Origin of the sequence: Paenibacillus provencensis, from assembly GCF_042678545.1 — a bacterium.
Taxonomy (GTDB): Bacteria; Bacillota; Bacilli; order Paenibacillales; family Paenibacillaceae; genus Paenibacillus; species Paenibacillus provencensis.
Genome location: NZ_JBHTKX010000001.1, coordinates 3,122,461 through 3,135,578, shown reverse-complemented (window position 1 = coordinate 3,135,578; position 13,118 = coordinate 3,122,461). Strand labels below are relative to the sequence as shown.

Genomic DNA, 13,118 nt, shown 5'->3' with positions numbered 1-13,118 from the left:
TTTGGGCGTTTTGTGACTCAAAAGAAAGAGGAAATCGTACATTTGTAAAATGGACTGCAGTGGTTTGTAAACTGAGAGAAAAGATCGTACAAGTAGATCCAATTATATGGAAGGGGATGGTTACTATGATCACAAAGAAAATTCCGATTAGTTATCTAGTTATTGATTCCACAATTAGAAGTAAAGGAATTGGAAAGGAATTAGAGGAATTTGCCACTGCTACTGCCAGAAAAAGGGGATGTGACAGAATCCAAGTTCATTGTCATTCCAGAAGAATAGATGCTCATTGATTTTATGAGCGACAAGGTTTTAAGGAGGCTCCTAAGTATTTTTCAAAAATGTTAGACAACGACGAACCAAACACTAACATTTAGCTAATGTACGAATGCTTTCCCCTTCTCTATTTTGTGCAACTGATTCTATCCGAAAGCCTAGAACAGATCATTGTAGGAAATGAAAAAGATATGTCAGCTGCTCTTTTTTCTTTAAGTAAACGGGCAGGAATGTTGGGAAATGGAAAAGAATACATAATTTAGCTTCCCAAAATAGGTAGATTAACTAAAAGGAGTAACTTTTACAATGAAGGATTTACAAAGTTTTGTTTCAGATTACACGAAAGATAAGAAACATCTACATCTTGTTATCGGGATTATTAGAGAGGGAGATATTGAATACTTTTCGTTTTGTAATAGTAAAAAGAAAAGCATGGTTCCTCCTGAGAATATGTTGTTTGAAATCGGATCCATAACCAAAGTTTTTACTTCAATACTTTTATTAGAAATGGAACAGGAAAAACTGCTTTCCTCGGATGACATGGTTGGTAAGTTTGTGCAGAATGCTGAAAACGATTATTTGAATAAAATTACCTTGAGAAGCCTGGCTACTCATACCTCTGGATTACCTATATTGGCAGCCAACCACAATTTGGCTAAAAAAAGATCAAATCCTTATTCAATGTATACCGAGCAAGATTTAACTGCTTTTTTATCTAATGCTGACTACACAGATAGCATTGGTTCGTTTGGATATTCCAATATCGGTATGGCGATACTGGGAAACATTCTATGTAAGGTGTCAGGAAGCAAGTATGACGAACTGTTAAAAAAATATATAACGAGTCCATTAAAAATGAATGAGACAGCCGTTATGCTTAATTCAGAACAGGATGGCAGGTTTTTGAACGGACATGCTTCAACTGGGAAAAGAGTCCCTCATTGGGATCTTTCTATACATGAAGGTGCTGGGGGGATTAAGTCATCTGTTAGCGATTTGAGTTTATTTGTCCAAGCCAATCTAAATGATGATAATCCGATAGCCTCTACACTACAAAAAAGTCATCTCCCTATATGGATAGGAAATTCAAACCGTTATTTTGGCTGGGGTGAGGATAAACTTCTAGATAAAGATATCCTCTGGCATAACGGGGGTTCAGCTGGTTTTAATAGTTATCTAGCTTTCAACAAGGAACTCCGTGTAGGAGTTGTATTGCTATCAAATTATTCTTTTTTCTCGAATTCTCTTATGGATTATTATTTTGCTCAATTAATAAAATGGATTACTAAAAAAGAGCCTTCTCAAGGAACTATGATAGACTCTACAGGTAAAAAAATATTTGAAGCAATCATATGTGAGAAAAGTCATTAAAGTAACGGAGACGTGAAGAATAGCAGTATATATTCAGGGCAAGCGATACATAAAAATGTTATCTAATTTAGTGGACTTTTATTCATTAAGCTAACAGGAAACATTAATTGAATAATATAATTAGCAGCTGATCAATCTGATCGGACTGCTTTTTTTAAGCCATAAGTTCAATTGTAGAGCTATTTCCATTATCTAATCCATTATTTTCACTTATTAGATACATATCAAATTATAATATTATATAATTAGTTAGGCAGTTATAAAATGTCCCAAGTCTGGAGTCATATCTAATAAACAAAAGGAGAGAACCTATGAACGTAAAGGATATTCCCGTTGAGCTTATAGATCAAATCGGTAAGATCCGCAACATCTCATATCCAAGGCAGGGGCATACTTCGCTTGTTGTTAAGATCGACACTAGTGATCATCAGTTCATTATCAAAAAAACACACCATGACCTATATAACGAATGGTTATCTGATGAATATGCAGCACTACAATTTCTTTCGACTACAGGCCTGCCTGTACCACATACTTATGCTTTCCATACAGATAGCAAATCAAGCTGGCTGCTTATGGATTACATCCAAGGTATTAGTTTAAGACATTATCTAAGCGACCAACCTAACCTTAGGGATCGAGAAGAGGTGGTGTCTCAATATGGTGCATGCCTACGGCAAATTCATGAATGCCCATGTCCTGTAGAGCTGCTCAAGGATGAGTCACCCTGGATCGATTCGATGCTCATGAAAGCCAGATACAATCTGGATAATTACAGTGTAGACGGGACGGAAGATCTCCTCGTACGACTAGATAGGAATAGACCATTACAGATTAAAAATACCCTGATCCATGGTGATTTTCATACAAATAATATATTAGTCAAAGACAATAAGGTATGTGGTATTATCGATTGGCCCAGAGCCGGTTATGGTGATCCTCGATTTGATATGGCACTAGCCATCCGTCCGAAGCAGGGGGTATTTGATCAAGCGAGGGATAAGGAAGTTTTTTTGGAGTCCTATGGCAGGTTAAGGATAACGGATGAAGAGTATAGCTATTTTCAGGAAGGCATATATAAGTTCTTTTAAATGTACTACTTGTGACGTATCTATTTCTTGAAATACCACTTTCTTTGATAACGGATGCATTGCACAAAGCGTTAAAATCTGTAGGTGATGGCAAGGAGCAATTTTATTTCCATTAATTATCGGACTTATCAGCAGGAAATTGAAAGAGAGAAAAAGAGCCTAAATTAAATCTGTAGATTTTTTATGTTATTTTAATGTTTTATTTTTGAAATCCTTTATATTTAATAAAAGGTCATGATATGGAAAGACACGAAGGGAGTTTTAGTTTAATGGATAACAACAAACCATCGCGTTTCGACAACGATGAAGAGAAGCAGGATGCTTTGCAAGAAGAGAAAGAAGTGCAGCAGGGAAGTGAGCCTGATACTGAGCCTCATACACAGCTTGAATCAACGTCTGAAATACAGCCGGAAGCAGCTTCAGAGCCGGAGATGCAAAAGGATCATGCAGAGAATGAAGAACAGCCAGCAGCCAAAGGGAAGAGCAGTGTAGTCTGGATGGTGATATCGGGAGTTCTTGCTGCTGCGCTGATTATTGTACTTATATATCCTCCGTTTGGAGGCGGTAAGGAAGCTGTTGCATCGGTGAATGGTACGGACATTTCCAAGGACGAGCTGTATAACGAACTCTTGACACTTGGCGGACAAGCTACGCTGGAGAACATGATTACGATGGAGCTTGTCGATCAGGCAGCAGCTGAGGCTAATGTGACGGTTACAGACGAGGACGTAAACGCAGAGCTTGAAACGTTGAAGACGCAATATGGCGGTGAAGAAGCATTTGACATGGCACTTGCCCAATCCGGGATGACACTTGACGCTCTTAAGAAGAATATGGATCTGCAAGTCAAAATGCGTAAAATTCTAGAACCGCAAACGGATGTAACCGATGAAGAGATCAGCACTTACTATGAGGAGAACAAGGCATCCTTCGCTACACCAGAGCAGGTAAGAGCGTCCCATATTCTCGTTGAAACCAAAGAAGAAGCGGATGCGATCAAGAAAGAGCTTGATGGCGGAGCAGACTTTGCAACACTTGCAACGGAAAAATCCACAGATACCGCTTCCGCAGCGAATGGCGGGGATCTCGGATTCTTTGGCGAAGCAGATATGCTAGAGCCATTCTCGAAGGCGGCTTTCTCCATGCAAGTTGATGAAATCAGCGATCCGGTGCAGTCGGATTATGGTTATCACATCATTATGAAGACAGATCATAAAGAAGCGACGAATCCAACCTTGGAAGACAAGAAAGAAGAGATTCGCAAAATATTGGTGGATCAACAGATCGGTGAACTTAGCTCAACCTGGATGACGGATCTGCGTTCCAATGCTACAATCTCGAATACACTTACGCCAGCAGAGGAAAGCACAGATGCTGGAGCTGATACGAATTCCACGGATTCCACGACTGAGGATACAGAGTCCACAACAAACGAATAATAGGTAACGATTAGTTAGATGAAAAAAGTAAGCAGCCAAGCAATTGAACCAGGGTTCATTGCTATGGCTGCTTTTTTCTACTCTAAAAATGACATGGATACATAATAGGATACAAAAAAATCATTATATGTGAATCAATTTCATATCTCATTAAAATGAAGATTATGAAATCATACGTAGTCAAATTACACCGTTTTGATCTATATATACTCATGATTAAAGCAATTTGAGGTATTATGAAATGGATGACCCATGCTCAATCTATCTCTTCTGAACCGTCTCACCGTAAACAAGCTCGGGCTGATAGTACGTATTGTCCGGCAAATCCTTTTTGCCTTGCAATTTCTTAATAATCCAGTCGGCAGCATCGCGTCCCATTTCTTCTTGGGGGTGAGTCAGCGTCGTTAACTGGATATTCGCATTCTTGGCAATATAGGAATTGTCCTGACCGATGATAGATAACTCCTCCGGAATTGAGATGCCAAGCTGTCTGCACGCATGAACTACTTCAAGGCCGACCTCGTCGTTATAGCAGACGAGGGCTGTAAGCCCCTCTCTGTTCACATCCAGGAAATCCTTCAGGTTGCTCGAGAGTGCCTGCTTCGTCTCTGTATCAAAGGAAAAAACAAGCTCCGGGTGAAAACGTAATTTAGCTTCGCCGAGTGCTTTGATATAGCCTTTCATTCGATACTTTCCTTGCAAATCATCCATCTTAGAAATGAGTCCGATCTGCGAGTGTCCGTTCGATATCAGCTCTTTTGTCGCCAGATAGCTGGACTGCACGTCGTCGAGGCACAGAAAAGGCACATCAATCTCTTCGTAATAAGCATTAATCATAATAAAGGGGATGTCTTGTTCCTTGAAGGACAGGTAATAAGCAATATTCGGATTGTACAGATTGCTCTTGGTAGGCTCAATGATCAGTCCGTCCACACCGTAAGAGAGCATCATCTCCAGCGCCTTTTTCTCCTGAGCGACATCATTGTTGGTGCTGGCCAGCAGAAGTGAATAATTGTCCTCGTTCAGCCTGCTTTCAATCCCCCGAATGATAGAGGGGAAGATATAGTCAGAGATGTAGGTCGTGATGACACCGATCGTCTTTTTGTTAGAGGCTCCGCTTGTCCTCGTCCGATACTGGTTGCTGACATAGGTGCCGGATCCTTTTTCACTCCGCAAAAATCCCTCATTCGATAACTCCAGGATCGCCTTCCGAACCGTTTGCCGACTGACCTCGTACATGGTTTGCAGGGCAGACTCCGTTGGAATTTGTTCTCCTACACCATAATCCCCGGATAGTATTTTACTCTTTATATCATCAATGATGACTTGATACTTTGGTTTCATGAAACTCCTTCTTCCATACTTGTTCGCTAGGTTATTCGTTCATTTGGTAAATTTGTATGTACAAATTATAGCATGATTGTGAAATAAATAAAGAGAAGGTCCCATTTTAAATGACCGTGCGCTATTTTTATGTAGACTTAGAAAGTTATCACTATATTTGTAAACCTATACCAGATCGCTTTGATGCAGCTTTTTATAGGACAGAATTTGAAGAAAGGCACAAAATTTTATTGTATCCATATTTGTATGTATATATAACATATGATATTGACAAATGTACGTACAAAAAATATACTATACCTGTCAATTTAGAAAGCGCCTTCTTACAATTATCCTATTAATGAAGCGCTGCCAGAGAGGTGACCAAGGTAATGTCGAGTCAAGTAAGCATCGAACAAGCGATTGCTAAGGGAGAAACGTCGCTTGGTATTGAGTTTGGATCCACACGGATCAAGGCCGTACTCATTGATGGGCGGTTTCAAACGATCGCTTCCGGAAGCTATGAGTGGGAGAATCAGCTGAAGGACGGTTTTTGGACGTACAGCCTGGATGACATTATTACAGGCCTGCAAGAAGCTTACCGCGAGATGAAGCAGGAGGTTGAACGAAAATACGGAATCACCCTCCAAACGGTCGGTTCGATCGGTTTCTCTGCGATGATGCACGGATATATGGCTTTTGACGATACAGATAAACTGCTTGTTCCGTTCCGGACCTGGCGCAATGCAACAACAGGTGCGGCGGCGAGAGCATTGACCGAAGAGTTCAAGTTCAATATCCCTGAACGCTGGAGCATTGCTCACCTCTATCAAGCGATATTAAACGAAGAAGAGCATGTGCCTCAGATCCGTTTCGTGACGACATTGGCGGGATATATACACTGGCTGCTTACTGGAAACAAGGCGCTTGGCATCGGCGATGCGTCAGGCATGTTCCCAATCGATGAATCCACGCAAAATTATAATGAATCCATGATCCAGCAGTTTAATGAGCTGGTTGCAGATAAAGGCTATCCGTGGAAGGTAAGTGACCTGCTGCCTAAGGTGTATTCTGCAGGTGAAGCAGCAGGCGTGCTGTCCGAAGCAGGGGCCAAGATTTTGGACCCTTCACTAGATTTACAGCCAGGCATTCCTTTGTGTCCTCCAGAAGGGGACGCGGGAACAGGGATGGTGGCGACGAACAGTGTGAGAAAGCGTACGGGGAATGTCTCGGTAGGAACGTCCGTTTTTGCCATGATCGTCCTGGAGAAGGAGCTGTCCAAGGTTTACCCGGAGATCGATATGGTTACGACGCCAAACGGTAGTCCGGTCGGTATGGTTCATGCCAACAACTGCTCAAGCGACCTTAATGCCTGGCTCGGATTGTTCCGTGAGTTCTCTGAAGCAGCCGGACAAAAGGTGGATACAGAGAAGCTGTACAGCGTGCTGCTGAACAAAGCACTGGAGGCCGATCCTGACGGCGGCGGCTTGCTGAGCTATGGTTATTATTCCGGTGAGAATATTACGGGTCTTGAGCAAGGACGTCCGCTGTTCGTACGTTCCCCGGAGAGCAGATTTAATCTCGCTAACTTTATGCGGGTTCATCTGTTCACTGCATTTGGCGCTCTAAAGATCGGGATGGACATTTTGACGAAGGAAGAGAGTGTCGCGATCGACAGCATCCTGGCTCATGGCGGATTGTTCAAGACGCCGATCGTCGGCCAGAAAATGATGGCAGCTGCACTTCATGTGCCCGTGTCTGTTACATCGACGGCCGGAGAAGGCGGAGCTTGGGGGATGGCAGTGCTCGCTTCATACCTCCTGAACAAGACTGACGGAGAGAGCTTGGATGATTTCCTTGACCAGAAAGTGTTCAGCGATGTGGAAGAAGTAGAAATTAAACCGGATGCTGCTGATGTGAAGGGCTTTGAGGTCTTTATCGAGCGATACAAGAAGGGGCTTGTCATTGAGCAGGCCGCTGTCGACAATTTAGTGTGAAATGGGAGGGAGCAAGGTGTTAGAACAACTGAAAGAAGAAGTGTTTCAGGCCAACCTTGATTTGCCGAAGCAAGGTCTGATCAAATATACATGGGGTAATGTTAGTGCGATTGATCGGGAGAGCGGATTATTCGTCATCAAACCGAGCGGTGTCAGCTATGAGAAGATGAAGGCCAGCGATATGGTCGTTGTGGATCTGGATGGTAACGTAGTTGAGGGAGAGCTAAGACCTTCTTCCGACACACCAACGCATGCCGTGCTGTATAAGCACTATGCAGAGATCGGCGGCATCGTACACACGCATTCCATGTGGGCAACCGTTTGGGCTCAAGCCGGGCTGGATGTACCTGTGATGGGAACAACACATGCGGATACATTTTATGGTTCGATCCCATGTGCGCGTTTCTTGACCCAAGAGGAAGTGGATCGTGGTTATGAGGCGGAGACAGGACATGTCATTATCGAAACCTTCGAGCAGCGCGGTATTGATATCATGTCGATTCCAGGTGTATTGCTCCAGGGGCACGGACCTTTTACTTGGGGCAAGGATGCTAAATCCGCGGTCATGAACAGTGTCGTGCTTGAGGAAGTATCGAAGATGAATCTGTTTGCCAGAGAATTAAACCGGTTTGCACCAGAGCTGCCACAGCGTATTCTTGACAAGCACTATTTGCGCAAGCACGGTAAAGACGCTTATTACGGACAGAAGTAACGCAGAGGATTCAAGCCGGATTTTTAACTATACATTTATAGAAAAGAGGATGAAAATATGTCAGCAAACGTAGCAAAACAATTCTGGTTTGTCGTAGGTTCACAGCACTTGTACGGAGAAGAAGCTCTGTCTGAAGTTAAGGCACATGCACAGGAAATGACGGATGCGCTGAACAACAGCGGCGTGCTGCCTTATCCGCTTGTACTGCAGGATCTCGCTGTCAGCGCAGACAAAATTACAAGTATTATGAAGGAAGTTAACTATCGTGACGAGGTTGCCGGTGTAATTACCTGGATGCATACGTTCTCGCCTGCAAAAATGTGGATCCGTGGAACGAAGCTGCTCCAAAAGCCATTGCTTCATCTGGCTACACAATACAATGAGAGCATTCCTTGGGCAACCATTGATATGGACTTCATGAACTTGAACCAGGCCGCGCATGGTGACCGTGAGTATGGATTTATCAACGCACGGCTGAAAAAGCAAAATAAAATCGTAGTCGGTTATTGGGAGCGCCCTGAAGTACAGCAGCAAATTGCAGATTGGATGGACGTCGCTGTTGCTTATAACGAGAGCTTCAACATCAGAGTAGCCCGCTTTGGCGATAACATGCGTAATGTCGGCGTTACAGAAGGGGATAAGGTCGAAGCGCAAATCCAATTCGGATGGACAGTAGACTACTTCGGAATCGGCGACCTTGTTCAAGTGGTTAATGAGGTTACCGAGGAAGAAATCAATGATTTGTTTGGTGAATATGCGGAGCTGTACGAATTCGATTATGGTACTTACAGCAAGGAAGATTGGGAAGCCAGTGTCAAAGTCCAAGCGAGCTATGAAATTGCCCTTAAGCGTTTCCTCGATCAAGGGGGCTACAATGCCTTCACTTCGAACTTCGAGGATCTGCATGGCATGAAGCAGCTTCCAGGTCTCGCGGTACAACGCCTGATGGCACAAGGCTACGGCTTTGCGGGTGAAGGTGACTGGAAGACAGCAGCCCTGGATCGTCTGCTCAAAGTCATGAGCCATAACGAGTCTACCGGCTTTATGGAGGACTACACGTATGAGCTCGCTGCGGGTCAGGAATCTATTCTTCAATCCCACATGCTCGAGGTAGATCCAACACTGGCGGTTAACAAGCCTAAGGTTGTCGTTTCTCCACTGGGAATCGGCGATCGCGAAGATCCGGCACGTCTTGTGTTCGATGGCAAGGCAGGAGAAGGTGTGGTTGTATCGATGGCTGACTTTGGCACACATTACAAGCTGCTCATTAACGAGGTATCCTTGTTTGAGCCGACGACGCCTGCGCCTAAGCTTCCCGTTGCCCGTGTGCTCTGGAATGTAAAGCCTAACTTCCAGGATGGAGTCAGAGCGTGGATTGAGAATGGCGGTGGTCACCATACCGTTGTTTCCCTGAACCTGACCACCGATCAAATCGTAACCTATGCGAAGCTTGTGAATTTGGATTATGTCATTATTAAATAACAATTAATAATTAACCGAGGAACCGGCCGTATGCCGGTTCTTCTTTTTTGCTGCAAATGAACGGGTAAGGCATAGGTAAACAATACAGACATGGTATAATCTTACAGGCAACTGCTAAGTACCATAGTCTAAATTAGGAGTGATCGTATGAAAGTGCGATTGAGTGATTACAGCGAGGCATGGTTCAGGCTGTTTCAAGAAGAAGCCAATTTCCTTATGATCTTATTCGAGGGCGAGATTCTGAGCATAGAGCATTTTGGAAGTACCGCAGTTCCAGGTTTAAAAGCCAAGCCTGTCATTGACATGATGTGTATCGTAAGTCAGATTGATCGAATTGACCGCTTCAATGATACCATGCAATCGCTCGGATATGATGTTGCCGGTGACTGGGGGATTCCGGGAAGAAGACTGTTTCGCAAGGGCGGAGAACATAGAACTCATCATATTCATTTTTATCAAGAAGGCAATCCTCATATTGAGCGGCATCTCATATTCAGAGACTATCTTAGGAGTCATCCAGAGGAAGCTGAGAGTTACGGCAGATTCAAGGAGGAATTGGCTCAGCGCTATGAGCACACGAGTGAATACAGCCCGGCCAAAAAAGCTTTTGTGACGGAAATGGAGCAGCACGCGCTCGCTTGGTCTAGAGAATCGAAGCGTACAGCAGGGGATTAATATTACTTTGTACCAGGAGGGGAAGTTCAATGATATTTGTTGTCGTTATTATACTTCTTGCAATAGGCGTATTTCTTATTGTGAAATCAAATAAAGAGGACGAGAATTCAGTGCTTCTTCGCTGGGTAGGTATCTCGATTGTCATCATGTCTCTATTTTTTATAGTACTCTTAATCTATCAAATCATTGATATAAAAACGCATCGTGTTGGGCATTAAGAAGTCATTCATCTGTTCTGTTAATCCAAGTTTGGTCTTGGAATAATGAATTGAGATGAGAACCATGAAAATTGAGCTTGATAAACGATATAGATTTAGCGAGTAAGCCATGGGCAGAGGAATTAAGTATTTATTTCCTAGATCATTTTCAGCATGAAGCGATGTTCTATACAAATGGTTGATTAGATTCACAATCTGGACTTCTTAAGCTCGGGCGATAGACCCTTTATAATTGAATTAATACATATAAACAATTAATAACAAAAGAAGAAGGTGAGCATTTGCGGTTCCAATTGTGGATTCTGATCTGCATACTCATTCTGACAGGATGTATTCATGAGAAAGACGAGCCAGTACCCGTACCCGAGATTCCGAACACTACGAGTATACATCTGACCCCGATTGATCTATCTCAAGGAGAAGTGAGCAAGCTAAGACCTTTTCTTGGCACTATGTCTGGCGCATTCAAATTAGAGTACGAGGGGGCAAAGCCGAAAGCTCGTCTGGATATAGACATCTGGGAGAAGGGCCAGAAGGTGGAGACGAGAGGATCAGTCATAGATTTGTACTCCAGTACGGATGAAGAGAGCACTAACGAAACAGAGGTAATTATATCAATTGAAACGGTGCGATTAGAGGAGGATAAAGAAACAGCTGTAATTAAAGTGAACAACGCTAGAGGCTCGAGATCGAGTCTATCTACCTTCACTTTGGAGTTGGACACCAATTTGGCTACAAAGGGGCTGGTGGAACATACAGAACCACAATCGTATGCTGTCGATCAGCCGATCTATGTATTCGCAATGCAAGCGACAAGTACAAATCAAATATATATTATGGATCTGACACAGGAATCCTTGAGCGAGACAGAGTGGGCGCTAGTATTTACTTTGCGATTTGATGACTAGCAAGTGGGATCGAATACTTTCACAAAATAAAAGAAGGAGCAGCTTGCCGGGTTGGCAGTTGCTCCATTTTTCTATTCAAGCAACTTATTATACTCGATTCTTGTAAATCCGCATGGCAAAGAAGTAGGAGATGATAATAATTCCGACACACCAGGCAAGAGCGACCCAAATTTCATTGCCCACCGGCGTACCTGACAATAATGCACGGATGGTTTCTACGATCGAGGTCACGGGCTGGTTCTCAGCAAAGGCGCGAACGACTGTCGGCATCGTATCGGTTGGCACAAACGCTGAGCTGATGAATGGAAGGAAGATAAGTGGATAAGAAAAGGCGCTTGCACCTTCGACCGAATTTGCAGTCAGTCCGGCGATGACTGCGACCCAGGTCAAAGCCAGTGTGAACAATACGAGTATACCAGCCACGGCAAGCCAAGGCAGTATTCCTGCTGAGGAGCGAAAACCCATTACAAGTGCTACGAGGATGATGACGACAACAGATAGGACATTGGATACCACCGAGGTAAGAACATGCCCCCATAGTAAGGCAGAACGGGAAATGGGCATCGTGTTAAACCGTTCAATAATGCCTCGCTGCTTATCCAGAAACAGTCGGTAAGCCGTGTAGGATATACCACTGGCAATCGCAATCAGCAGGATGCCGGGCAGCAGGTAGTTAACATAGTTATCGGTATCGGTTTGGATTGCACCGCCAAATACATAGACGAACAGCAGCATCATGGCAATCGGTGTGATGCAGACTGTAATAATAGTATCCATACTGCGAAATATATGCCGCATGGAACGCCCAAGCATAACGCCCATATCGCTGAAAAAGTGCTTTTTTGTCATCTCCATGTTACTTTACCCCCTTGGTGCCGACGATTGCGAGGAATATTTCCTCTAGTGAAGGCTGTTTTTCAACATACTCCACCTTTGCAGACGGGAACAACTGCTTCAGCTCTGCGAGCGTGCCGCTTGCGATAATTCGGCCCTCGTGCAGAATGGCAATTCGATCGGCCAACTGTTCGGCCTCCTCCAGATACTGCGTGGTGAGTAGTACCGTTTTGCCTCCGTCAGCCAATTCTTTCACATTCTTCCATACTTCGATGCGCGCCTCCGGATCAAGCCCAGTCGTTGGCTCATCGAGGAATATAACCTCTGGATTCCCCACAAGGCTCAAGGCGATGTCCAGCCTGCGGCGCATCCCGCCGGAATACGTAGACACCCTGCGGTCGGCTGCATCTGTCAGGCCAAAACGTGTCAGCAGCTCATCGGCAACCTGGCGTGGATTTTTGAGATATCGCAGCTTGGAGATCATGACCAAGTTTTCTCGTCCGGTCAAAATTTCGTCCACGGCGGCAAATTGTCCGGTCAGACTGATCGACTGGCGTACCTTATCTGGCTCGGCTGCTACATCGAATCCGTTAACGATCGCACTTCCGCTGTCTTGCTTGAGCAGTGTAGTAAGAATTCTGACGGTCGTTGTCTTACCAGCCCCGTTGGAGCCGAGCAGGGCAAAGATACTCCCCTTTTCGACCTCAAAATCTACACCCTTTAGGACTTGATGCTGCTTGTAGGACTTTTGAAGTCCTGTAACCTTAATAGAAATGTTTCGCATATTTTTCCCCC

At 44.0% G+C, this 13,118-nt stretch carries 13 protein-coding genes; 10 read left to right on the top strand and 3 right to left on the bottom strand.

Annotated features, from left to right (window positions below):
* Positions 1–116 precede the first annotated feature (116 nt).
* The 4 genes from ACFQ3J_RS15100 (at position 117) to ACFQ3J_RS15085 (ending at position 4,174) form a co-directional block, all read left to right on the top strand.
* On the top strand, positions 117–290 hold the full coding sequence (locus tag ACFQ3J_RS15100) for a GNAT family N-acetyltransferase (protein ID WP_379293122.1): 174 nt from the start codon (positions 117–119) through the stop codon (positions 288–290).
* Between the two features lie 289 nt (positions 291–579).
* A complete protein-coding gene (locus tag ACFQ3J_RS15095; protein WP_091160291.1) occupies positions 580–1,644 on the top strand; it encodes a serine hydrolase domain-containing protein in 1,065 nt (354 codons plus the stop codon).
* A gap of 311 nt (positions 1,645–1,955) precedes the next feature.
* Complete coding sequence (locus tag ACFQ3J_RS15090; RefSeq protein WP_091153266.1) at positions 1,956–2,735, top strand: phosphotransferase; 780 nt, start codon at positions 1,956–1,958, stop codon at positions 2,733–2,735.
* Positions 2,736–3,004: 269 nt separating this feature from the next.
* Entirely contained in the window at positions 3,005–4,174 is a 1,170-nt protein-coding gene (locus ACFQ3J_RS15085; RefSeq protein WP_251582453.1) for a peptidylprolyl isomerase, read from the top strand.
* A 261-nt stretch (positions 4,175–4,435) separates the two neighbouring features.
* On the opposite strand, the gene ACFQ3J_RS15080 is transcribed toward ACFQ3J_RS15085, so the two are convergent.
* Positions 4,436–5,518 carry a GntR family transcriptional regulator gene (locus ACFQ3J_RS15080; RefSeq protein WP_251582451.1) on the bottom strand — a complete coding sequence of 361 codons (1,083 nt, stop codon included), beginning with the start codon at positions 5,516–5,518 and terminating at the stop codon, positions 4,436–4,438.
* A 371-nt stretch (positions 5,519–5,889) separates the two neighbouring features.
* Here ACFQ3J_RS15080 and ACFQ3J_RS15075 point away from each other — a divergent pair, with 371 nt between their 5' ends.
* From ACFQ3J_RS15075 to ACFQ3J_RS15050, 6 genes are all read left to right on the top strand, one after another.
* Entirely contained in the window at positions 5,890–7,494 is a 1,605-nt protein-coding gene (locus ACFQ3J_RS15075; RefSeq protein ID WP_091153272.1) for a xylulokinase, read from the top strand.
* 16 nt (positions 7,495–7,510) lie between these two features.
* Positions 7,511–8,206 (top strand): L-ribulose-5-phosphate 4-epimerase, encoded by a 696-nt coding sequence (locus tag ACFQ3J_RS15070; protein WP_091153274.1) that lies wholly within the window; start codon positions 7,511–7,513, stop codon positions 8,204–8,206.
* Positions 8,207–8,263: 57 nt separating this feature from the next.
* Positions 8,264–9,688: an L-arabinose isomerase gene (gene araA, locus ACFQ3J_RS15065; RefSeq protein ID WP_251582449.1), complete on the top strand. Its 1,425-nt coding sequence runs from the start codon at positions 8,264–8,266 to the stop codon at positions 9,686–9,688.
* A 147-nt stretch (positions 9,689–9,835) separates the two neighbouring features.
* Positions 9,836–10,363, top strand: coding sequence for a GrpB family protein (locus tag ACFQ3J_RS15060; protein WP_251582448.1), 528 nt, complete (start codon positions 9,836–9,838; stop codon positions 10,361–10,363).
* A gap of 29 nt (positions 10,364–10,392) precedes the next feature.
* Positions 10,393–10,581, top strand: coding sequence for a hypothetical protein (locus ACFQ3J_RS15055; protein ID WP_251582447.1), 189 nt, complete (start codon positions 10,393–10,395; stop codon positions 10,579–10,581).
* Positions 10,582–10,862: 281 nt separating this feature from the next.
* Entirely contained in the window at positions 10,863–11,489 is a 627-nt protein-coding gene (locus ACFQ3J_RS15050; protein ID WP_251582446.1) for a hypothetical protein, read from the top strand.
* 87 nt (positions 11,490–11,576) lie between these two features.
* Here the strand turns inward: ACFQ3J_RS15050 and ACFQ3J_RS15045 are convergent, their stop codons facing one another.
* Both ACFQ3J_RS15045 and ACFQ3J_RS15040 read right to left on the bottom strand, forming a co-directional pair.
* Entirely contained in the window at positions 11,577–12,344 is a 768-nt protein-coding gene (locus ACFQ3J_RS15045; protein WP_091153283.1) for an ABC transporter permease, read from the bottom strand.
* 1 nt (position 12,345) lies between these two features.
* Positions 12,346–13,107 carry an ABC transporter ATP-binding protein gene (locus tag ACFQ3J_RS15040; RefSeq protein WP_251582445.1) on the bottom strand — a complete coding sequence of 254 codons (762 nt, stop codon included), beginning with the start codon at positions 13,105–13,107 and terminating at the stop codon, positions 12,346–12,348.
* Positions 13,108–13,118: the final 11 nt, after the last annotated feature.